Genomic DNA, 22738 nt, shown 5'->3' with positions numbered 1-22738 from the left:
CGTCAGATAGTTATAAGAGACAGTCTCGAACGTAACGAACAAGATCGTTCCAATCATCAAAGAGTGGCAGAATCGACCGCTGCAAACCGTCTACGCGGTCGTATTCCTGGACGCCATTCACTTCAAAGTGAAACAAGACGGCGCCATCGTGAATAAAGCCGCCTACATGGTTATTGGCATCGATCTGGATGGTAACAAGGACGTGCTGGGGATGTGGATCGGCGAGAACGAATCGGCAAAGTTCTGGCTCGCTGTTCTCAACGACCTGAAGAACCGCGGCGTTCAGGATATCCTCATCACCTGTGTAGACAACTTGTCCGGCTTCTCTCAAGCGATCGCAGCCTGTTATCCGAAGACCGAGATCCAAAAGTGTATTATCCACCAAATCCGTAACTCGACGCGCTACGTGTCATACAAGGACCTCAAGAAAGTAACGGCGGATCTAAAGCCCATCTACAAGGCTGTTTCAGAAGAGATGGCGCTTGTCGAGCTGGACCGCTTCGAAGAAACGTGGGGAACCAAATACCCGCTTATCGTTCGCTCTTGGCGCACCAATTGGGACGAACTGGCGACGTTCTTCAAGTATCCACCAGAAATCCGTAAGCTCATTTACACGACGAATATGATCGAGAGCTACCACAGGCAGCTTCGCAAGGTGACCAAGGGTAAGAGCATCTTTCCGACGGATGAAGCGCTGCTCAAAATGCTGTATCTAGTCACAATGGACGTCACCCGCAAATGGACAGGCCGAGTCCAAAACTGGGGGCAAATGCTGCTTCAGCTCTCCGTCTTCTTTCCGGAGCGGATCGGTCAGCATTTACCGTGAGGGCCGATCTCCCCCTCGGGGGAGATTCTCTATAAATGAGTTTACACAAAATTATTGACAGACCCCCCTTCTACCCAACCTCCGTAAAATCGCGCACAAGATGCGTAACGATGCCAATGTCCATCGATGGCGCGCTTCGATATGATTAGGCCATCTTGATAGATTGAGGTGGCTAATCACTCATGTTGACCAGCGAAGAGATTCATCCCGACAACGCGAATTCAGGCGACGTCTCCGAGAGCGGCGGCTCCCGAAGGCTTCACCGTTATAGCGCAATCCATTCCGCGGAACCGCTTGCGGCAGGCGAGCAAGGCTTCGTCCTGCGCGGAGCCCAAGCCAGTCTCGCGGTCGTGGCGGTCGCCGACGGCATCGTCCGGCTGAAGCTGGCGCACGGCCAATCCGGCGCCGCGGCAATGCCCGACCTTAGAACGACGCCCGCCATTCTGGGCAACGTCCGTTCTGCTCCTAGCTCATCAATCAACGCCCTGTCGACTAACGCTTTGCTCAGCAACGCCCCGCCGACTGACGCTTTGCCCAGCAACGTCCTGCCGACTAACGACATGCCCAGCAACGGCCCACTCGCTGGCGGGTCATCGGGCAGCGAAGCCGACACGCACAACTCCGACGTCGCGATCTCCGAGGACGACTCCTCTTATACCTTGCGGCTCGCGAATCTCATCGTCACCGTCCGCAAGGATTCCGGCCGAATCGAAGTCTACGGAAACGGCGACAACCAAGCAGACAGTAACCAACCCGGAGGCAACCAACCCGGCATTCACCAACTGGACAACCGCCCGGACCCCAAACAAGAACCCTTCCTCGCCATCTCCTCGATCGAATGGACGGGCAAGCGCCAGACGACCTGCACGATCGAAGCGCACGAGGACTCCCACTACTACGGCCTAGGCGAGAAAACCGGCTTCCTCGACAAAAAAGGCGAGAGGTACGACATGTGGAACAGCGACGTCTACGAGCCTCACGTTCCGGATATCGACGCGCTGTACCAGTCGATTCCTTTTCTGATCCACTATCGGTACGACCGCCCGGCGGCCGGCATCCTGCTCGACGACCCGGGCCGGACCACGTTCGACATGGGCGGCAAAGGCAATGGCAACGGCAACGGCGCTAACGGTTCCAGCCAAGCAACGATCCGCTCCGAGAACGGCAACCTCGACCTCTACGTGATGAGTGGACCGGGGCTTAAGGATGTCGTGCAGCGCTACGCCGCGCTGACTGGCCGGCCTCCGATGCCCCCTCGCTGGGCGATCGGCTATCAGCAATCCCGCTACAGTTACATGAGCCAGGAGGAGCTCCTGACGGTTGCCCGGACGATGCGCGAGAAGCGGATTCCGTGCGACGTGCTGTATCTGGATATTCATTATATGGAGGAGTATAAGGTGTTCACCTGGGACACCGAGCGCTTCCCCGACCCTCGCGGCATGATCGCAGAGCTGGCGGAGATGGGGTTCAAGGTCGTTCCGATCGTCGATCCCGGGGTCAAAAAAGATCCGAGGTATCCGGTATATGCGGAGGGGGTACGGAACGGACACTTCTGCGCCAAGCTGGAGGGGGATCTGTTCGTCGGCGACGTATGGCCGGGGCCGAGCGCCTTCACGGATTATACGGACGAGGCTGCCTCCAAGTGGTGGGGAGATCTTCACCGGTTCTACATCGACCAAGGCATTCGCGGCATCTGGAACGACATGAACGAACCGTCTGTTTTCGGCGTTCCGTCCAAGACCATGGACCTCGACGTCGTTCACCGCAATGGAGGCAATCCGAAAACCCACGGAGAATGGCACAACCTGTACGGAATGCTGATGTCCAAAGCGACGTACGAGGGCATGGTCCGCAACCTGAACGGCGAACGCCCCTTCGTGCTGACGAGAGCCGGTTATGCGGGCATCCAGCGCTACGCGACCGTATGGACGGGAGACAATCGCAGCTACTGGGAGCACATGGCGATGAGCATCCCGATGGTGCTCAACCTGGGCCTATCCGGAGTCGCCTTCGCGGGACCGGACATCGGAGGCTTCTCGCACAACACGACGGGCGAGCTGCTTGCTCGCTGGACGCAGCTTGGCGCCTTGTATCCGTTCTGCCGCAACCACAGCGCCATCGACACGATCCATCAAGAACCGTGGCTGTTCGGCGAACGGGTGGAGGCGATCTGTCGCGACTACCTGAGCCTTCGGTATAAGCTCATGCCCTACCTGTATTCGCTCTTCTATGAGGCGACTTCGACAGGATTGCCGCTCGTTCGCCCGCTGCTGCTTGAATACCCGCAGGACCGCAACGTCTCGAACCTCTGCGACCAGTTCCTGCTGGGCAGGGACCTGCTCGTGGCTCCGGTGCTTCGTCCGGGAGCGCCGGCTCGCTCGGTCTATCTGCCGGAAGGCGTCTGGTACGACTACTGGACCGGCGAGAAGCATGAGGGAGGGCGCTCGATCCTTGCCGAGACTCCGCTTGAGACGATGCCGGTCTACGTTCGCGCCGGGGCGATCATCCCCGAACAATCGTTGACGCAGCATGCGAACGAGCGGCCGGAAGGCTCGACGAAGCTGAGAGTGTACTCCGGCGGTACGGGAAGCTTCTCCTTGTATGAGGATGACGGGCTGACATACGCCTATGAGAGCGGAGCCTTCCGGCTGAGAGAGTTCGAATGGCGCGAATCCCCGACCGGGAAGGTTCTAACATCAAGCGTTCGAAGCAACGGCTATTCCGAGAGGGGCGCGGAGTTGGAGATCGTCGTCGAGCAGGTTGATGAAGCTCCGGCTTCCGTCGCTCTCTCGGGCGGCAAGGAGCAGGTAAACTGGACCTATGACGGGAAGAATCGACGTCTGATCCTATCGATCGACGCGGAAGGCGATTTTCTCCTAACCATCAAAAATTAAGAGAAAGGCAGCTTCTTCGGGTGCTCGGACGCTTGAAGGGCTGCCTTTTCACATGAGGTTGCGAGATCGTAAAATAGCACCTAAACATTAGAGGAATGCACCTCGAATTGGAAGCGCTTTTCTACTAGGATTGGAGGGAATTCATTTATATAGAGGAGGGTACTTCATGGCCAGGTTACGAGCATGGCTATCCGGCTTCCTAGTGCTTGCGCTGCTGCTTACCGCGGCTCCCGTGTTCGCGGAAGGAACAGGCGCGGACGGTGACGGGGGACCGGCGGCGATCGAACAGACTACGGAACAGCCGGCCGATCCGACGACCGATCCATCGACCGAACCGGCGACGGATCCGTCTATCGATCCGAACGGCCCGGCAGCTCTGCAGACAGAGTCCGATCTAGAGCCGGTTGCCGATTCTATCGACGGATACGTTCGGATCAAGAACAAATGGCAGAACAATTACCTGTATGAATCTTCGAACGGAATCGTCCGTTACGGATTGACCGCGCCAAGCGACGAGTCCTCTCATTGGCAGCTGGAGGACGACACCGACGGGGCGAAGCGGATCAAGAATCGCAGAACCGGCCATTACATAACGATCGGGGACGTGAAGCAGCGCCGGGACGCCTTGACGACGGCGGACGCAAGCGGCCCGGACACCCGCTGGCTGATCGAGCCGGCGAGCCGCGCGGGTTACTCGCTCATCAAGAGCGCGACGGTCCCTTCGGCGAGCAACCTGGTTATTCATGAAGAAGACCAACTGGGCTTCGCGGAAGCGAGCACCGACATCAACGTGACGTTCGAGAGTCCGCAATGGAAGCTGATTCCGGTCTCGGACCCGGTTCCCGTGCTCATTCGAAATCAGGATCGCGCGGGCCAATATTTGTACGTAAAGGGCAATCCGGAAGCGCCGACGCGGCCTAACGACGTGGTCGCCTTCGGCAAGGTCGATCTGGGCGACGCGCATGCCCAGTGGTTGCTTGAGCAGGGCGAGGATGGCAAGGTCAAGCTTCGCAATGCGGCAACCGGCCAATATATCGTTCAGGCGGAGGATTGGCGCGCACTCGAGACGAATGTCCCCGATAATGTAGCGGATCCAGCCGCATTAGAATGGGACATGGGCGAGTCCATCGACGGTGCGGGTTCTCCCGTTGTCGGCTACGTGACGTTCAAGAGTGCGACCGACTCGACCTTCGTGCTGAATTCGCAATTTCCGGGTGACGCGAATGTGAGGTCGAACTCTTGGTCCAATGAGACATTGGCCAATGCCCATTGGCGAATCGAGCCGGTGGGCGAGAAGCCGGTGCGCATCGTCAACTTCACGGAAGGCGACGTCGGAACGGATTATCTCTATGAGGAGAACGGTGTCGTCAAACATGGCGCGCTGGGGACAGCGAATGCCTACAACCCGGTGTATCAGTGGGTGATCGAGGACTACGACGGGGCGAAACGCATTCGCAACGCGGCGACCGGGCATTACGCGACGGCGGGCGTTCCGCTGACCGCCCAGTCGGCGGGAGCATCGGACGGCGCGGATCAATGGCGAATCCAGGCGTCCGCGCAGTACGACGACTACATGACGATCGAGAACGCAGCGAACGCAGGAGAGTATCTCAGCCTGGCGGAAGGCGACGCGAACGCGCAATCCGCCGCCGTCGATCCTAATTCGAACGGAGCCCAGTGGCTGCTGGAGGATCCGTCCGTTCCGGTCGACGGGACGGCGCAGTACGTTCGGATCCAGAACGTTTGGCAGCCGTACGTGCTGTACGAGGACGACAACGGCGATCTGAAGTACGGCAACCCGAGAACGGACCGCCGCGATCAATGGCTGATCCAGAAATATCATGGACGCAAGAGGATCCAGAATCGGGCGACCGGCCACTACGTGAACCTGGAATCGATGAAGAACGGCCGCATCCGGGTGACGGAGGTTCAAGACGATTGGACCAGCGCCATCTGGGTCATCGAGACGGTCGGCGGATCGAAGCTGATCCGCAGCGTGAACGACCCTGCCACCGGAGGGGATACGGATCGGCTGATCAACCTTCAGAACCTGACGAAGTACGCCGAGTATGCCGTAATCAACCGAGGCTGGAGCAGCCCGAGATGGACGTTCCTCCCGGTATCGGACGATCTCCCGGCTTACGCAAGGCTAATCAATAAGCAGACCGGCAAGGCTCTGTATGAAGAAGCGAATGCGGAGAACGGCGAGACGGGTCTGGTGAAATACGGGGAAAAGCCGGCGACCGACGCTTCGTCCGTCTGGGGGCTGGAGGACGCCGGAGACGGCTCGCTTCGCCTGAGAAACTCCGCGACAGGGAACTACGTCGCGATGGAGAACGTCGGCGCGGACGTCGAGCTGCCGGATCCGCCGGAACCGCTGCAGACGCTGAAGACGATCTATCCGTCTTGGGGCAGCGCCAAGTGGGTTCTCGAGAACGCTTCGGACGAAGGGTACGTCGCGTTCCGGAGCGCATGGGCCTCCCACTATATCAAGACGGAGGATGCCGACGGCGCGGTGAAGGTTAGCAAGACGGTCAAGGGCGAGGACGGCAAGCTCTTGCCTTCGGCGGAATTCAAACTGGAAGCGGCGGACGCGGCAGTCCCGCAGTGGCCGACCGGCTATATTCAGATCCGCAGCTCGTTAAACGGTCAATCTCTCTATGAGAATGCTTCCGGCGTTGTTTTATACGGCAATGTGGAGGCCTCTAACGGCTACTCCCATTGGATTCTGGAGACGACGGACGGCAAGACCCGCGTGAAGAACCGGGTAACCGGCCATTACCTCGCGGTGAACGGGGATTACCGCTACGTGGAGAGCGTTGCGGCAAGCGCGTCGAACCCGGCCGCGCAGTGGGCGCTCGAAGCGGCCGCCGACGGCGCGAGCGTACGCATTCGCAGCTTGGACGGCAGCATGAACGACGAGTACATTCACGTGAACAGTTCAGCCGGCTATGCGGAGAGAGGCCTTCTCCCGGTCTCGTACGGGTCGCTGTCGTGGCAATTCGTCGCGGCTCCCGCCCAGTTCGAGAAGCCGTCTGACGGCGGCATCCGCAACGACCAAACAAGCACGCCGACGCAGGACGACTCCCGGTACGTCGAAATTTCGTTCGGCTCGAAGAAGCTGTCCGACACGAACGGCTCGATCGTTCTGACGGAGACCAGCAACGCGGCGTCGGAATGGCTGCTGCAGGACTTCAACGGCCGCAAGCTCATCAAGAACAAAGCATCCGGACGTCTGCTCGTCCTTGATGCTGACGGTGAGCTGATCGCGGCGACAGGCACGGCGAAGATTCTGAACGAAGCGCAATGGACGATCGAGGAGAACCTCGGCTATCGAACCGTCCGCAACGCGGCGAGTCCGGCGCTGTATCTTACTCATACGGCGGCAGCCGTTAAGCTGGCGGCGAAGAGCTCCCCCGACGCCGTTCGCTGGTCGTTCAATCCGGTTACGGCCGATGTCGTTTACGAAGCCGAAGATGCGTTCGCCAGCGGCGAAGTCGCGGCATCGACAGCCGTTACGGGTTATTCCGGCAATGGCTACGCGGAAGGATTCGCCGCCATCGGAGATAAGCTGATCTGGGCCGTCAACGCCCAATCCGCAGGAGGGTATAACACCTCGATTCGTTACGTAAATAGAGAGGCTGGCGCGAAGAGCCTGAACGTTTACGTGAACGGGTTGTTCGCCCAAGCGATTTCGCTTCCGGTCGCATCCGAATGGACGGACGCGGAGCTTGCTTTGCAGCTTCGCGCGGGAATCAACTCGGTCACGCTGGAACTGGATTCGGCGGACGCGGGAGAGGTGTCGATCGACTCCCTCACCGTCAAAGACAGCGTGAACAAGGCGGCGCGCGGCGCTACCTTGCCGTATACCACGTATGAGGCGGAGCAAGGAACGACGAACGGAACGTTGATCGGACCGTCGCGAGTATACCGCGAAGTCGCCTCCGAAGCCTCGGGACGGCAAGCGGTGAAGCTGTCCGAGACGGGCCAATACGTGGAGTTCAAGACGGCGAAGGCCGCCAACTCGATCGTGCTTCGCTATTCCATTCCGGACAGCGAAGACGGTCAGGGGCAGACGGAGACGCTGGGCCTTTACGTCAACGGGCAATTCCGCAAGAAGCTGGAGCTCACGTCCAAGTACGCATGGGAATACGGCAGCTACCCTTGGTCGAACGATCCGAACCAAGGAAGCGCGCACCGCTTTTTCGACGAGATGCATGCCTTGATTGAAGACGTTCCGGCAGGGTCGACGATCCGGCTGATGAAGGATGCGGACAGCCATGCGGACTATTACATCGTGGACCTGGCCGATCTGGAGCAAGTCGCGGATCCGCTGGCTAAGCCGCAGGGCTTCGTGTCCGTCACGGATTACGGAGCAGCGGCGAACGACGGCCAGGACGACACGTCGGCCTTCAAGCAAGCGATGGCCGCCGCGCAGGAAGCTCATACCGGAGTCTGGTTCCCGGCGGGACAATTCGAGCTGGGCGACGGTCTGCTCTACCTGGATCAAGTCGCGATTCGAGGGGCGGGCATGTGGTACACCCAGCTGAACGGAGCGAAATTCGTCGGCAAGGGCAGCAACATACAAGTATACGATCTGCTCATCGACGGGGGCATCAACGTCCGCGACGACGAAGCGATCACGAATGCTTTTCACGGCGGCTTCGGTCCCGGATCGGTCATCCAGAACGTGTGGATCGAGCACACGAAGGCCGGCCTGTGGCTGACCAAGCTGAAGGAAAGCGACGAGTACACTCACGGTCTCTACATGGCGGGCCTGCGCATCCGCGATCTGATGGCGGACGGCATCAACTTCTGCGTGGGAACGACGGGCAGCATGATGGAGCAATCGGATGTTCGTTATCCGGGAGACGACGGCATCGCGATCTGGTCGGCGGAAGGGCGCGCCAGCATCGACAATGTCGCGCGGTTCAACAACGTCTCGCTGCCTTGGCTGGCGGATAATATCGTCGTGTTCGGGGGGATCGGCAACAAGGTGCAGGACAACATCGTCTCCGATACGATCGCGAACGGAGCGGGCATCGCGGTATCGACGCGCTTCAATCCGGTTCCTTTCGGCGGTACGACGATCGTCGAACGCAACACGATGATCCGGACCGGCAGCTACGATACGGGCTATCAGAGAGACCTCGGCGCTCTCTGGGTGTTCGCGAGCGACAAGGACATGGACGGAGAGATTATCGTCCGCGATAATGTCGCCCTGGACAGCACGTACCTGGGAATCGCGGTGCAAGGAGACTTCTCCCTGCAGGACGTGCTGCTGAAGAATATCGTCGTCGACGGAGCGGGCACGCAAGGAATCGAGATGTCCTCGACCGTGAAGGGCGGACTGAAGATCGATAACGTCATCATCCGGGGAGCCCGGATCGCCGACGTCTCGAACGCGTCTTCGCTTACGGTCAGCGAGCTTGGCCGAGGCTTCGCCAGCTCGAAGCTGCCTTTCGTACTACAGGCTGGAGACAGCGCTGCGGCAATAACTAGCTTGTCGGTGACACCGGGAAGCGCGACGGTCCTAAAGGTCGTCGATTCGACCGAAGAGAATGTCGTCTCGCAAGCGAGCTTCGCCGTCCTGGACGATCAAGTGGCGAGCATCGGCGCGGACGGAAAGCTGACCGCCAAGCAGCGGGGAGCGACCTATCTTCTGGTTACGCTGGGCGATGAGACGAGAGGCTATCGCGTAACGGTCGCCAGCGCACCTTCGTCCGGAGGCCCAGGCGGCGGAAGCCAGCCGGAGAGCGAGAGCGGGACGGAAGCGAACGACCGGCTCCTGATCGAATCGAAGGAATCGACCGTCGTATTCGATGCGGGGGCACCGGGCTTGAATGGCAGTGTCCGCTTCTCCGTGTCCGGCTTGCAAGCGGCGTTCGCCGCTCATCCTCAAGGCGTTATCGAGGTGAGGAACGGGTCGGCAACCTATACCTTGCCGCTAAGCGTTATCTCGAAGCTGTTAGAAGGCAGAACGATCGCCAATCCCGAAGAGGCGATCTGGAGCATTATCGTTCGTCCGGCGGACGCGGATAAGGCTGCCGCGGCGAAGAAAGCGGCCGGCGAACAAGGAATCGAGCTGGCCGGCGACCCGGTCGAGTTCAGTATCCAGTTGACGGCGAATGGAGTCGCTCAAGAGATCGGCGGCTTCGGCACGACCTTCGTTGGGCGCACGATCACCGTCGAAGGAGAATGGCCGGCAAGCGCCAGCACCGTTCTCGTCTTCGACCCGGCGGGCGGCAGCTTCCGCTTCGTACCGGCGACGTTCTCCTTCGCGGGAGGCAAGACGACGGCAGCGATCCGCAGCACGACGAACAGCCTCTATGTCGTGGCGAAGCATCCGAAGACGTATTCGGATATCGCGTCCCATTGGGCGAAGAAGGACATCGAGCTGCTTGCTTCCAAGCTCATCGTGAAGGGAATCTCCGAGCAGCAGTTCGCTCCGGACCGTCCGATCAACCGCGCCGAATTCGCTTCGCTGCTCGTTCGGGCGCTTGGCTTGCGCCATCAAGACGGAGCATCCGGTCGCTCCTTCTCCGATGTGGCAGCCGGCTCCTGGTATGCGGAAGATGTGTCTGTCGCGGCCGAGTACGGCATCGTGCAGGGCATGGCGGACGGATCCTTCCATCCGGGCGACAGCATTACCCGCGAGCAGATGGCCGTCATGATCGCCAGGATTGTCGAACTGGCGAAGGGAGAGAACCTCCGGGCGGCAACGGATCAAGCTCTCGCGAAGTTCAAGGATCGCGACGGCATCTCGGATTGGGCGCAGGCGGCGACCGCGCAAGCGACGTCCGCGGGAATCGTCCAAGGGACGGAGGACGGCCGATTCGCGCCTTCCGCGCAAGCTTCCCGCGCGGAAGCGGCGACGATCCTGAAGCGGATGCTTCAATACGCCGGACTCATCGATTAAACAGACGAAGGAGCAGGGATTCGATCCCTGCTCCTTCGTTTTACTTGGAGACTACATTCGTTGGCGTACCGTCAAGGAAGGCTCTTACGTTGGAGACGGCGATGCCGAGCAGCCGCTTGCGGGCTTCCGAAGACGCCCAGGCGATGTGCGGCGTCACGATGCAGTTGCGGGCGGAGAGCAGCGGATTGTCCGGCGCCGGCGGCTCGGTCGACAGCACGTCGACGGCAGCGCCCGCGATCCGCCCTTCGTTCAACGCGGCGGCGAGGTCCGCCTCCGCGATCAGCTTGCCGCGCGCGGTGTTGATCAGCAGCGCGCCGGGCTTCATCTTGGCGAGGGTGTCGCGGTTGATGAGCCGCTCGGTCTTCGGCGTCAGCGGGCAATGCAGGCTGACGACATCCGACTCGCGGAGCAGCGTGTCCAGCTCCACGCGCGGCACCTGCGGCGCGATGCCGTTCGGCTGCGCCGCAGAGCCCTGCCGTCCCGAGGCGATGACCCGCATGCCGAACGCCTCCGCGATGCGCGCCACGCTCTCGCCGATGCGGCCCATGCCGACGATGCCGAGCGTTCTGCCGCTCAACTCGACGAGAGGGGAGCGCCAATAGCAGAAGTCGGTGCTGGCTGCCCATTCTCCGGAGCGAGCCGATTCGCTGTGCGACCCGACATGGTGGCAGAGTTCCAGCAGCAGCGCGAACACGAACTGCGCGACCGATTCCGTCCCGTACGATGGAACGTTGGTGACGGTAATTCCATGAGCCCCGGCGGCGGCGACGTCGACGATATCGTACCCGGTGGCGAGCACTCCGATATAGGCAAGGCCCGGCAATTGCTCGATCGTGTCCGCCCGAAGCGGCGTTTTGTTGGTAAGCAGAATGGCCGCTCCCCGGCTTCTCTCCACGACGAGCTCCGGAGGCGTTCGGTCGTACACGACGACCTCGTCGCCAAGCCTATTCAGTTCCTCCCAGCTCAGATCCCCGGGGTTCAGCACGTATCCATCCAGCACGACGATGCGCATCCTAATGCCTCCTCTGGCGCGACAGCCGCAGGCAGCCTGCCTTTTAACGTATACTCCTATCGTATCGGATCGGGCGAAGAAGCTCAAAGTGACTATAAGGAACTTATGGGAGGAAATGGCGTAAAAAGAAGATCAAGTCTGCAAACGATAGAGGAGGTAAGAGAACGTCAATGAGAACCCGATTCCTTACGACGCTCGTCGGTTTGATCTCAATGGTCATTTTCCTGGCAGGCTGCTCAAACTATAAGACGGAGAGCTCGAGAATGAACTCCAACGTGCTGATTCGCTTCGACAAGCAAGACCGCGAACGCATGGAACGCTTCGTCACGCAAGGCAAGCTAAACAAATTCGATTACATACTAGCCGTGAGCAACACCCTCGAAGGCGGCAAAATCATCTACGACTTGCGCTCGGACCAGCAGGACGGCCGCATCTATCTGACGATCGACAATACGCGAGACGTCTATGCAAGCCCGGACATCCAACGAATGCAGCTCGTCTGCGACGAGATCGGTTGGACGGAGGACCCGGATTCTCGAAGAGTGCAGCTATCCGGGTGCGATGGCGAGCAGGAGGAGTTCTCCATTTTCGGTTTCGACGAATAACCCCTTGCCAAAACTAATGGAATTAGTTATTATAAAACTAATCCAGTTAGTTAATGATTAAGGGAGTGGTCTTCGTGAAAATCACCCGTGAGCAAAAGGTTTACCAATTGGCGTTTATGCCTCGTTTCTTTCCGGTGAATGCTTATTTCGTCGAAGAAGAAGACAGCCTGACGCTGATCGATACGGCGATGCCTTTTAGCGCCAAGGGCATTCTGCAGGCTGCTCGAGACATCGGCAAGCCGATCGCGCGGATCGTGCTGACTCACGCGCACGGAGACCATATCGGCGCGCTCGATGCTCTGAAGGCTGCTTTGCCGGAAGCGACGGTGTACGTTCCGGCGCGGGACGCGCGCTTGCTGGTTGGAGACAGCTCGCTCGATCCCGGCGAGTTCGCGGGACCGATCAAAGGGGCGGTTCCGAAGCCTGGCAAGATCCGGACGAAGCCGGACGTTCTGCTGAAGGAAGGCGACCGCATCGGCTCGCTCCAGGCGTTCTCGACTCCCGGGCATACGCCGGGCTCGATGTCCTACCTCGACGTTCGCTCCCTAAGCTTGATAGCGGGAGACGCTATGCAAGTGCGAGGCGGCATCGCCGTCTCCGGCCAGGTCAAGGCGTTGTTCCCATTCCCGGCGATGGCTACCTGGAGCAAGGAAGACAGTCTGGCCAGCGTCAAGAAGCTGCGGCAGCTGAACCCGTCTCTGCTCGCGGTCGGCCACGGCCGGATGCTTGCGAATCCGGCAGATGCGATCGCTCGCGCCGTTGAGGAAGCGGAACGCAATCTGCAAATCAAAAGGAGCTCGAATTCGAATGTCACCCAGAATCGGACTTGATCTGCCTACCCTTCTAGAAGCGGCCACGGAACTGGCGGACCAGCAAGGACTGGAGTCCGTTACGCTTGCCTCGCTAGCTAGCCAGTTGAACATTCGCTCACCGTCCCTCTACAATCACGTGAACGGCCTTCCCGAGCTGCGGCGTCTCTTGGCACTTAAGGGATTGGAGCTGCTTCTGACCAAGCTGGACGGCGCGGCGGCAAATCTCTTGGGGGACGAAGCGCTAATGGCCTTCTGCCGAGCTTATCTGTCTTTCTCCCGTGAGCATCCGGGACTATATGAAGCCTTTCAGCGGGCTCCGGAGCCCGACGATACGGAATTGAAGCAGGCGGCGGCTCTCGTAGTCGATCGCGCCGTCCAGGCGATCGGGGCCTATGGGCTGCAAGGGGATGCAGCCATTCACGCCGTTCGCGCCGTCCGCAGCTTCCTGCACGGCTTTGCCTCCTTGGAGAGGCAAGGAGGCTTCGGCATAAAACTTGATCTGGACGATACGTTTCGTCTTATGGTGGAGACCTTTATTGCCGGTGTAAAGGCGAGAAGGAACGAGGCTTCGGAAGGAGTGCCGACATGAGCTTTATCGTGTTCATGCTGCTGTTCACCGTCGGATGCGGGTGGCTGGATGCCAGAGCCCGCGAAACCCATTTTTAACAAGAAAGGGATGTGAACGGAATGTTCGCAGGTCATTTCGCGCTCGCTGCCGCCGTGAAGTCTGGCACCCGCCAAACACCGCTGTGGGCGTTGATGCTTAGCACCCAATTGTTGGATGTCGCGTTCGTGCCGCTTCTCCTGTCCGGGCATGAAACGATAGAGACGGTCGAAGGAACGCATGGCTACGGCAGCAGCCTCATTCATGCAGCCTATACGCACTCGCTCGTCGGAGCGCTTCTTCTTGCCCTCTTGGCCGGGTGTTTGGCGGGATGGAGATGGGGGCTCAAGTCCGGAACGATCATTGCGGGGGTAACGATGAGCCACTGGGTTCTGGACCTCGTCGTTCATCGGGAGGATCTTCCGCTGCTACCCGGCAACGCCGGAGATCTGCCGCTCCTCGGTCTCGGGCTCTGGACCCGGCGAGAGGCGAGCATCGCCCTGGAGCTTGTTCTTGTCGTCATCGGCACCGTTATGTATGCAAGATCCCTTCTCGCCAGGAAAATGGCATCCGGCCTTCCGGAGGCGGACGCGTTTGCCGCCCCGGCGGTCTTAGCTGGCAGACGTCTGTCCGGATGGGCCGGAACCGGCATGGGAGTGTTTCTTGCCCTTTCGCTGATTTGGGATGCGGCTATTTCGGGCTGAGCCGATCCCTCTTATGATAAGCTCTTGGCGTTGACTGCGGTTCCGTATAGGGGTATTATACTTACAAAAAGTAACTAAATTACGCTGACGGGGCTGACATTGGCCTAGGAGGCGGGTTTAGCCTACGCAAGGAGGACATTTCGATGTCGACGAGTATACATCCCGATACGCACATCGGACTCGTACGCCTCAAGGTCAGCAATCTGGAGCGTTCGATTCGTTATTATCAAGAGATCATCGGTTTTACTTTCGTCCAGGAGAAGGGCAATCGTGCCGCCGAATTGTCCGTGGACGGAGAGCGACCGTTGCTGGTGATTGAAGAGGTGCCGAATCCGGCGCAACTGACCCGCAGGCACGCCGGGCTCTATCACTTCGCGATTCTCGTGCCGGACCGCAAGTCGCTCGGCGTTGCCGTTCGGCATCTCGCCGAGAGCGGCGTTCCCCTAGGCCAAGGCGATCATTTGGTGAGCGAAGCGTTCTACTTGAACGATCCGGACGGCAATGGCATCGAGATCTACGCGGATCGTCCGAGAGAACAGTGGGAGTACGAGCCTTCCGGTTCGATCCGTATGGGCACGGATCCGGTAGACGTCGAGAGCCTTCTGGCGCTGGCTGGCCGGACCCGATGGGAGGGGCTTCCCCCGGGAACGACGATGGGGCATATTCACCTTCACGTGTCGGAGATTCCTGCCGCCCAGCAGTTCTATTGCGGCTTGCTTGGCTTCGATCTGATAACGAAATACGGCGATGCGGCGCTTTTTGTCTCCGCAGGCGGCTATCACCATCACATCGGCCTCAATACTTGGGCCGGCGTAGGAGCGAAGCTCGCCCCGGAAGCGGCGGTCGGCTTGAAGGATTACGAGATCGTCGTGCCGAATCCGGACGCTCTCGACGAGGTAGAGACCAGGTTGCAAGCGGCAGATTATCCTTATGTGCGGAAAGACGGGGAGCTTCGGGTGAAGGATCCCGCCGGCATCGCGATTCGATTGCTCGTCCGATAATATTCAAGCAGAGAAAAGCCCTCCTATCTTCCGGAACGGAGGAGGGAGGGCTTGCTTAGTCTTGTTTGCCTCTATTAGTCTTGCGCCGTCAGAATGACCGGACCGTCCTTCGTGATGGCGATCGTGTGCTCATATTGGGCGGACAGCTTGCCGTCCGCCGTGCGGCACGTCCAGCCGTCGGCATCGATCTTCATGCGCCAGGTGCCGGCGTTCACCATCGGCTCGATGGTCAGGACCATTCCTTCCTGAAAGCGGAAGCCCTTGCCCGGATTGCCGACATGGATGAAGCTGGGCTCCTCGTGAAGTTCCCGGCCGACCCCGTGGGCGGCAAGGTCGCGAACCATGGAGTAGCCGTTCGCTTCCGCATGCTTCTGCAGCGGATGCATGGCATCGCCGATCCGGTTGCCGACGACGGCTTTCTCGATCCCGATATAGAGGCACTCCTTCGTCACGCGCATGAGCTTCTCGGCTTCCTCGGACACTTGGCCGACCGCATAAGTCCATGCGGAATCGCCGATCCAGCCATCGAGCTGGGAGACGATGTCGATCGTGACGATGTCCCCTTCCTTCAACGGATTCTTATTCGGAAAACCATGAGCGATGACCTCGTTGACCGAAGCGCAGGTGGCGTATTTAAAGCCCTTGTAGCCCTTTGTATAGGCGCGGGCGCCGGCTTGGTGCAGGATATCGTCGACAAGCTCCTCGATATCCCAGGTGGATACGCCCGGACGGATCATCTTGGCGATCTCGCGGTGGCAGGCGGCGACGATCGCTCCTGCCGGCTTCATTTGCTCAATCTCGCTTGGAGATTTTAAAGTTAACATGGTTGTTGCTCCTCTCTTGCTGTCGCAGTCTGCTTGATTCCGGCCAGCAGCAGGCGAGACGTTCGCTCCGCGTCCAGGGCGGGATGGTTATGGTAGAGCCATAAGCCCGCGCATCCTACCAGCGAGCCGATAAGCACATTCGCCGATTCCTCGGCCATGCCGGAGTCCGCGACTCCCGCGAAAGCTTCGGCAACCGGAACGAAAAGCTCGTTCTCGAAGCGCTGCGGCAGCTCGCCAATCACGCTTGCAGGCAGCTGGTGGAACTTCTCGGAAGCCATTTTATACAGGATAAAAGTCGCCGGTTCCCGTTCCCATTGCTTGAGCAGGCTGGAGGAGAACCGCTCCAGGACGCTCCACGAGGGCACTCCGGACAGCTTGGCGCGAGTCAGCTCGCGCGAGGTCTCGAAGGCGCCCCAGAGCAGGTCTGCGAGCAGCGTGAATTTATTGTTGTAATAATGATAGACGGTTCCGTACCCGACACCCGCTCTCAGGGCGACGTCCCGGATCTCGAAGGCGGTCCCCATGGCCAGGTAGACGTCTGCGGCGGCAGAGCGAATCTGCTGGAATCGCTGCTCCCGGATGACATCGTTCTGCTCTTTCGTTCTTGGCGACATGGACGGGAACCTCCTTCGGATGGCTTTTTTTTGACCTGCTGTCATGTCGATATAAAATCAGGGTACGCCAATTGAACGGGGGTGTCAAGCGAAGCGCCCTTCTTCCCATGGTCTTCTCCAGGCAGTACAATGGGAAAAGAAAGCGATATTGTCGGTTTTGCCTTAGCGGAGGAGGAGAGTTCAGCATGAAATTATCCATCTGTACGGACGCTGTTTATCGCGGCATTCCCACTCCGGAAGCTGTTCGTCTGGCACGCGAGAACGAGTATGACGCCATCGAGTTCTGGTCTTGGTGGGACAAGGATCTGGCTTCTATTCGAGAGGCGGCAGAAGCGAATGGCGTAACGGTCGCAACGTTCTGCACTCGCTTCGTCAGCTTGGTCGATCCGGATTGCCGTAGTGAATACATAGAGGGCTTGAAGCAGTCGATCGAGGCTGCGCGGAGCGTCGGCTGCGTTCGGCTCATCACTCAGACAGGCGACGATCGCCCCGGCGTCTCCAGAGAGCTTCAACGTCAGCATATGATTGACGGGCTCAGGGAGTGCGTTCCCCTGTTGGAAGCGGCAGGAGTTACTTTGCTGGTCGAACCGCTGAACACGGCGGTGGATCATCCCGGGTATTATTTGTCATCGGCGGAAGAGGCATTCTCGATCGTGCGGGAGGTCGGCAGTCGGAAGGTCAAAGTGCTGTACGACATCTATCACCAGCAGATCACGGAAGGCGATCTGATTCGGACGATCCGCGCGAACGTCGAATGGATCGGCCACTTCCATGCGGCGGGCCATCCCGGACGCGGAGAGCTGCACAACGGGGAGATCAATTACCCGTACGTGTTCGCGGCGATCCGGGAAACGGGCTACCAAGGCTATGTCGGCCTCGAATATTTCGGAAGCGAACCGACGGAGGCCGCTCTGGCGCGCGCGCTCGAGATGACGAGATAATAGACGGCAAGAGTAGATAGCAAATCTCTTAAGCGAGAGTCGGTCGAGGCTGACAAGTACGAGCCTAGCAGGTGGCGCCCTTTTGGGCGCCTTTGCTATTGCTTTTACTTGCCCCCAGCAAACGCACATATCCCCATCAGGCGAGTAGCAGCAACCCAACTTGCCCCCAGCAAACGCACATATCCCCATCAGGTGAGTAGCAGCAACCCAACTTGCCCCCAGCAAACGCACATATCCCCGTTCGGTGAGTAGCGGAAACCCAACTTGCCCCCAACAAACGTACATATCCTTGTCCGGTGAGTAACAGCAACCCAACTTGCCCCCAAAAAAGCGCACATATCCCCATCCGGTGAGTAGTAGCAATCTAACTTGCCCCCAGCAAATACACATATCCCCATTAGGCAAGTAATAGCAACCCAACTTGCCCCCAGCAAACGCACATATCCCCTTCTGGTGAGTCATGACCGCCAACTCGTGGAGATGTTGCCATACGGCACTATCTCGGCCGTAGCGAGACGGTGATCCCGCGGAGATGTTGCCGTACGGCACGATCTCGGCCTCAGCGAGGCGGCGATCCCCCGTAGATGTTGCCATACGACACTATCTCGGCCGTAGCGAGACGGTGATCCCGCGGAGATGTTGCCGTACGGCACGATCTCGGCCTCAGCGAGGCGGCGATCCCCCGTAGATGTTGCCGTACGGCACTATCTCGGCCGCAGCAAGACCGCGATCCTACGTAGATGTTGCCGTACGGCACGATCTCGGACGCAGAAACTTCGCCTGCCCCGTCCCGAGCTCCGGCGCCCCCCCACACCATCGCCGTTCCCGGAACATATGAATATTGCACTTACACCTGTGTACAAGGGGGCTGTGCCGATGTCCAAGGAAGCGGATGCCCTTCGCGCGCAGATCGTGCAGCTTGCGGGGGCTTACTCGGCGGCGGCTTGGCCGAAGCGGAGCTTTCGCCCGGGCATCGACCCGGTTCCGGTCAGCGGCAAAGTGTTCGACCGCGCAGAGGTCGCGTCTCTCCTGGAGGCCTCGCTCGACTTCCACCTGACGACCGGGCGCTTCGCCCGCCGGTTCGAGAAGGAGTTCGCCGCCTTCCAGCAGCGGAGGTTCGCCTTGCTCACGAACTCCGGCTCCAGCGCGAATCTGCTGGCGGTCGCCGCTCTCACTTCGGAGCGACTGGGCGGAAAAAGGCTTCTTCCCGGAGACGAGGTGCTGACGGTTGCGGCGGGTTTTCCCACGACGGTGAATCCGATCCTGCAGAACGGGCTCGTTCCCGTGTTCGCCGACGTCTCCCTGCCCACCTACAACATAGACGTTTCCGAACGGCTGGAGCAGGCGATCGGCCCGCGCACCCGAGCGATCATCCTCGCCCATACGCTCGGCAATCCGTTCAACCTAACGGAGATTCGCCGCTTGGCGGACAAGTATGGCCTCTGGCTGATCGAGGACTGCTGCGATGCGGTCGGTTCGCTCTATGAAGGGAAGCCGGTCGGCACGTTCGGCGATCTCGCGACGTTCAGCTTCTACCCGGCGCACCATCTGACGATGGGAGAGGGCGGCGCCGTGCTGACCTCGAGCCCCCTGCTTCGCAAAATCGTGGAGTCCTACCGCGACTGGGGAAGGGATTGCTGGTGCGAGCCCGGCGAGGACAACACTTGCGGACGCCGCTGGGACTGGAAGCTCGGCGACCTGCCGCACGGCTACGATCACAAGTACATCTACAGCCACATCGGCTACAACCTCAAGGCGACGGACATGCAGGCGGCCATCGGCGTTGCCCAGTTAGCCAAGCTGCCGTCCTTTATCGAAGCTCGGCGCCGCAACTTCGCCTACCTATACGAAGCTTTATCTTCGCTTCAAGACGCTCTGATCCTGCCGGAGCCCACGCCGGGAAGCGAGCCGAGCTGGTTCGGCTTCCCGATTACCCTAAGAGACAACGCGCCCGCAACCCGCCTCCGGCTGCTGACCGAACTCGATCGCGCCCGCATCGGCACTCGGCTGCTTTTTGCAGGGAATCTGCTTCGCCATCCGGCTTACGCCGCCATTCCTCACCGTATTCACGGGGAGCTGCCCGTATCCGACCTCATCCTGAACCGCACGTTCTGGATCGGCGTCTACCCGGGCTTGACGGAAGAGATGCTCGCTCACTCCGCAAGTTCGATCCGCAAAGCGCTCGGGAAGGGGAGATCGGGATGAAAGCAGTCATCCTGGCTGGGGGATACGGCACCCGACTCAGCGAAGAGACGTCCATTCGTCCCAAGCCGCTCGTCGAGATCGGGGATCGTCCGATTCTCTGGCATCTGATGAAGCTGCTCGCTCATCAAGGCATAACCGACTTCGTCATCCCCCTCGGCTACAAAGGCTTCATGATCAAAGAGTACTTCGCGAATTATTGGCTGCGGGAATCGGATGTCACCATTCGGCTGGGAGGCGCGGAGGGCGGCGGGATCACCGTTCATCAGCCGTGCGCGGACGATTGGAGGGTCACCTTGGTGGATACGGGGCGCGATACGATGACCGGCGGGAGATTGAAGCGGATCCGAAAATATCTGAACGAGCGGGAGACGTTCCTTATGACATACGGGGACGGGCTGGCGGATATCGAGTTAAATCGGCTCGCCGAATTCCATCAAGCGCATGGCAAGCTGGCGACGGTGACGGCGGTTCAGCCCGCGGGGCGGTTCGGAGCTCTGGAGCTGCTGGAGGATGGAGAGGTCGCGGGGTTCGCGGAGAAGCCGAGAGGGGACGGGGGCTGGGTGAACGGGGGGTTCTTCCTGTTGCAGCCAGAGGCTTTGGATGGGATCGAGGGGGACGACACGGTATTCGAACAGGAGCCGATGCGGCGGTTGACGGCGGCGGGGGAGCTGAAGGCTTATGCGCATCGCGGCTTCTGGCAGCCGATGGACACGCTCCGGGACCAGAAGCTGTTGGAGGCCATGTGGGCAAACGGGAAGGCGCCGTGGAAAAGGTGGAGCCCATGAAGGTCGCGCGTTATGTGGCGGATTTTCTGGCGGCTGCGGGGGTCGGGCACGTGTTCGAGATGGCCGGCGGCGCCATCGCGCATCTGCTGGACGCCGTTCACGAGCATCCTCGGCTCGAGGCGGTGTCCATGCACCACGAGCAGGCGGCGGCGTTCGCCGCCGAAGGCTACGCCCGCGCCCGCGCCGGCTCGGGCGGCATCGGGGTCGCGATGGCGACGAGCGGACCGGGGGCTCTCAACCTGCTCACCGGTATCGGGAGCTGTTACTTCGATTCGATTCCAGCTTTGTTTATTACAGGACAAGTGAACACCTACGAGTTCAAATTCGACGCTCCCGTGCGGCAGAACGGGTTCCAGGAGACGGACATCGTATCCGTCGCGAAGCCGATCACGAAGCACGCCGAGCTGGTGACGCAGGCGGAGGACATTCGGTTTGCATTAGAACGCGCGCTGCATCTCGCGCGTACGGGAAGGCCGGGGCCAGTTCTGCTGGACCTGCCGATGGACGTGCAGCGAGCGGAGGTAGTGCCGGAGCGGCTTCGGTCTTATTGGGCCGGCGAGGAGTTCAAACGTTATCGGGAGGAGCAGGCGGAGCTTAGTCGCGGGGCGGCGGAAGGGGCCGAGCAGGCGATGAAGCTGCTGCTTGCAGCGAAGCGACCGCTTGTGCTGATCGGCGGCGGTGTCCGGAGCGGCGGCGCCGTCGAGGCTTTGCGCGAATGGCTGGAGCTGACGAAGCTGCCCAGCGTCGCCTCGCTGCTCGGATTGGATGCTCTTCCGGCGGATTGGCCGCATTTTCTAGGGCTTATCGGCACCTACGGCCACCGGCAGGCGAATCTGGCGGTTGCCAACAGCGACTTCCTGCTCGTGCTCGGCTCGCGACTGGATACGAGGCAGACCGGCACCCGGCCGGAATGGTTCGCCCGCGAAGCCAAAGTCATCCATGTCGACATCGATGCGAACGAGCTTGGCCGCAAGGTGAGAACGGAGCTGCCGGTGCATGCGGACGTCGGAAGGTTCCTGAAGCAGCTGTCCGCGCGCTGGACGGAGCCGGATGGCGAGAAGGCATCCGCATGCTGGGAGCCGTGGCGAATTCACCTGCAAGCGAACCGGAGCTTGCTGAAGGAACGGCTTGAGGGCGAGGTTCCTCATCCGACTCTATTGCTTAAGTCGCTCGCAGCTCATCTTCGCGAGGACGATCTGATCTGCCTGGACGTCGGCCAGCATCAGATGTGGGCGAGCCAGTCGCTGCGGCTGCGCGAAGGGCAGAGGCTGCTGAATGCCGGAGGCATGGGGGCGATGGGCTTCGCGCTGCCCGCGGCGATCGGGGCGGCGCTTGCTTCGCCGGGCCGCCGCCTTGTCGTGATCGCGGGAGACGGCGGGCTCCAGGTCAATATCCAGGAGCTGGAGACGATGGTCCGCTTGCGTCTTCCCCTTCTCCTCCTCGTTCTGAACAATCGCTCGCTGGGGATGGTGCGGCAATTCCAGGATCAGAATTTTGAAGGCAGGCTCGGCTCGACGGTTCAAGGCTACGGCTGCCCGGATCTCGTCCATCTGGCGGAAGCCTACGGATTGCCCTCGAGGAGAGCGACGGCGGCCGAGGTGCTGGAGAAGGGGTGGGCTGGCCTCACTGATGTGGGATTGCTGGAGATCGAAGTGAGCGGATCGGCGGATGTCGTCCCGAAGCTTGGGGTGAACAAGCCGCCGGAAGACATGGACCCGCCGCTGCCCGGGGAGCTCCTCCGCCGGCTTCTGGAAGTGAACCCGATAAACGAATGACCGCCCTGCCGAACCTGCGTCGGCGGGGTGTTTGAGTTGTTCACGTTTCAGACAAAATAAGGGAAGAAGACTTCATTCTGTGACTCTTTTGACATCCCTTTTTCCCCGATTCCGCTATGATAAGCGCCAATGAGACGAAATTTGGTCAAAAAAGTTTGAAAATTGTTCTGAAAATTAAATTGAAAACAATGCTATGATGATTCGTATATATCATATG

At 60.0% G+C, this 22738-nt stretch carries 14 protein-coding genes and 1 pseudogene; 12 read left to right on the top strand and 3 right to left on the bottom strand.

Annotated features, from left to right (window positions below; genetic code table 11):
- Window positions 1-22 precede the first annotated feature (22 nt).
- The 3 genes and pseudogenes from ELR57_RS08745 to ELR57_RS08735 all read left to right on the top strand — a co-directional run.
- Window positions 23-826 (top strand): annotated as a pseudogene (locus tag ELR57_RS08745) (IS256 family transposase); the annotation flags it as partial.
- A gap of 182 nt (window positions 827-1008) precedes the next feature.
- Entirely contained in the window at window positions 1009-3720 is a 2712-nt protein-coding gene (locus ELR57_RS08740) for a glycoside hydrolase family 31 protein (protein WP_238162452.1), read from the top strand.
- Between the two features lie 166 nt (window positions 3721-3886).
- Window positions 3887-10639 carry an S-layer homology domain-containing protein gene (locus ELR57_RS08735; RefSeq protein WP_126958634.1) on the top strand — a complete coding sequence of 2251 codons (6753 nt, stop codon included), beginning with the start codon at window positions 3887-3889 and terminating at the stop codon, window positions 10637-10639.
- Between the two features lie 40 nt (window positions 10640-10679).
- Here the strand turns inward: ELR57_RS08735 and ELR57_RS08730 are convergent, their stop codons facing one another.
- Window positions 10680-11651: a D-2-hydroxyacid dehydrogenase gene (locus ELR57_RS08730; RefSeq protein WP_126958633.1), complete on the bottom strand. Its 972-nt coding sequence runs from the start codon at window positions 11649-11651 to the stop codon at window positions 10680-10682.
- A 170-nt stretch (window positions 11652-11821) separates the two neighbouring features.
- Here ELR57_RS08730 and ELR57_RS08725 point away from each other — a divergent pair, with 170 nt between their 5' ends.
- The 5 genes from ELR57_RS08725 (at window position 11822) to ELR57_RS08705 (ending at window position 15377) form a co-directional block, all read left to right on the top strand.
- Entirely contained in the window at window positions 11822-12256 is a 435-nt protein-coding gene (locus ELR57_RS08725; protein WP_126958632.1) for a DUF4362 domain-containing protein, read from the top strand.
- Window positions 12257-12330: 74 nt separating this feature from the next.
- Window positions 12331-13086, top strand: coding sequence for an MBL fold metallo-hydrolase (locus ELR57_RS08720; RefSeq protein WP_126958631.1), 756 nt, complete (start codon window positions 12331-12333; stop codon window positions 13084-13086).
- A complete protein-coding gene (locus tag ELR57_RS08715) occupies window positions 13064-13657 on the top strand; it encodes a TetR-like C-terminal domain-containing protein (protein WP_126958630.1) in 594 nt (197 codons plus the stop codon). The genes ELR57_RS08720 and ELR57_RS08715 overlap by 23 nt, the downstream gene beginning before the upstream one ends.
- A 98-nt stretch (window positions 13658-13755) precedes the next feature.
- A complete protein-coding gene (locus tag ELR57_RS08710) occupies window positions 13756-14376 on the top strand; it encodes a permease (RefSeq protein WP_126958629.1) in 621 nt (206 codons plus the stop codon).
- Between the two features lie 143 nt (window positions 14377-14519).
- Window positions 14520-15377: a VOC family protein gene (locus ELR57_RS08705; protein ID WP_126958628.1), complete on the top strand. Its 858-nt coding sequence runs from the start codon at window positions 14520-14522 to the stop codon at window positions 15375-15377.
- A gap of 74 nt (window positions 15378-15451) precedes the next feature.
- On the opposite strand, the gene map is transcribed toward ELR57_RS08705, so the two are convergent.
- Both map and ELR57_RS08695 read right to left on the bottom strand, forming a co-directional pair.
- Window positions 15452-16201, bottom strand: a complete 750-nt coding sequence (gene map, locus ELR57_RS08700) for a type I methionyl aminopeptidase (protein WP_126958627.1) — start codon at window positions 16199-16201, stop codon at window positions 15452-15454.
- Window positions 16195-16815, bottom strand: coding sequence for a TetR/AcrR family transcriptional regulator (locus ELR57_RS08695; RefSeq protein ID WP_126958626.1), 621 nt, complete (start codon window positions 16813-16815; stop codon window positions 16195-16197). The genes map and ELR57_RS08695 overlap by 7 nt, the downstream gene beginning before the upstream one ends.
- Window positions 16816-17000: 185 nt before the next feature.
- On the opposite strand from ELR57_RS08695, the gene ELR57_RS08690 reads away from it, so the two are divergent.
- The 4 genes from ELR57_RS08690 (at window position 17001) to ELR57_RS08675 (ending at window position 22521) form a co-directional block, all read left to right on the top strand.
- Window positions 17001-17756 (top strand): hydroxypyruvate isomerase family protein, encoded by a 756-nt coding sequence (locus ELR57_RS08690; RefSeq protein ID WP_126958625.1) that lies wholly within the window; start codon window positions 17001-17003, stop codon window positions 17754-17756.
- An 876-nt stretch (window positions 17757-18632) separates the two neighbouring features.
- Window positions 18633-19961 (top strand): lipopolysaccharide biosynthesis protein RfbH, encoded by a 1329-nt coding sequence (rfbH, locus tag ELR57_RS08685; RefSeq protein ID WP_192896551.1) that lies wholly within the window; start codon window positions 18633-18635, stop codon window positions 19959-19961.
- Window positions 19958-20746 (top strand): glucose-1-phosphate cytidylyltransferase, encoded by a 789-nt coding sequence (gene rfbF, locus ELR57_RS08680; protein ID WP_126958623.1) that lies wholly within the window; start codon window positions 19958-19960, stop codon window positions 20744-20746. The genes rfbH and rfbF overlap by 4 nt, the downstream gene beginning before the upstream one ends.
- A complete protein-coding gene (locus ELR57_RS08675) occupies window positions 20704-22521 on the top strand; it encodes a thiamine pyrophosphate-binding protein (protein ID WP_238162451.1) in 1818 nt (605 codons plus the stop codon). Before rfbF ends, ELR57_RS08675 begins: the two co-directional genes overlap by 43 nt.
- Window positions 22522-22738 lie beyond the last annotated feature (217 nt).

The organism is Cohnella sp. AR92 (assembly GCF_003990975.1).
Taxonomy (GTDB): Bacteria; Bacillota; Bacilli; order Paenibacillales; family Paenibacillaceae; genus Cohnella.
This window is presented reverse-complemented; position numbering and strand designations above follow the sequence as displayed.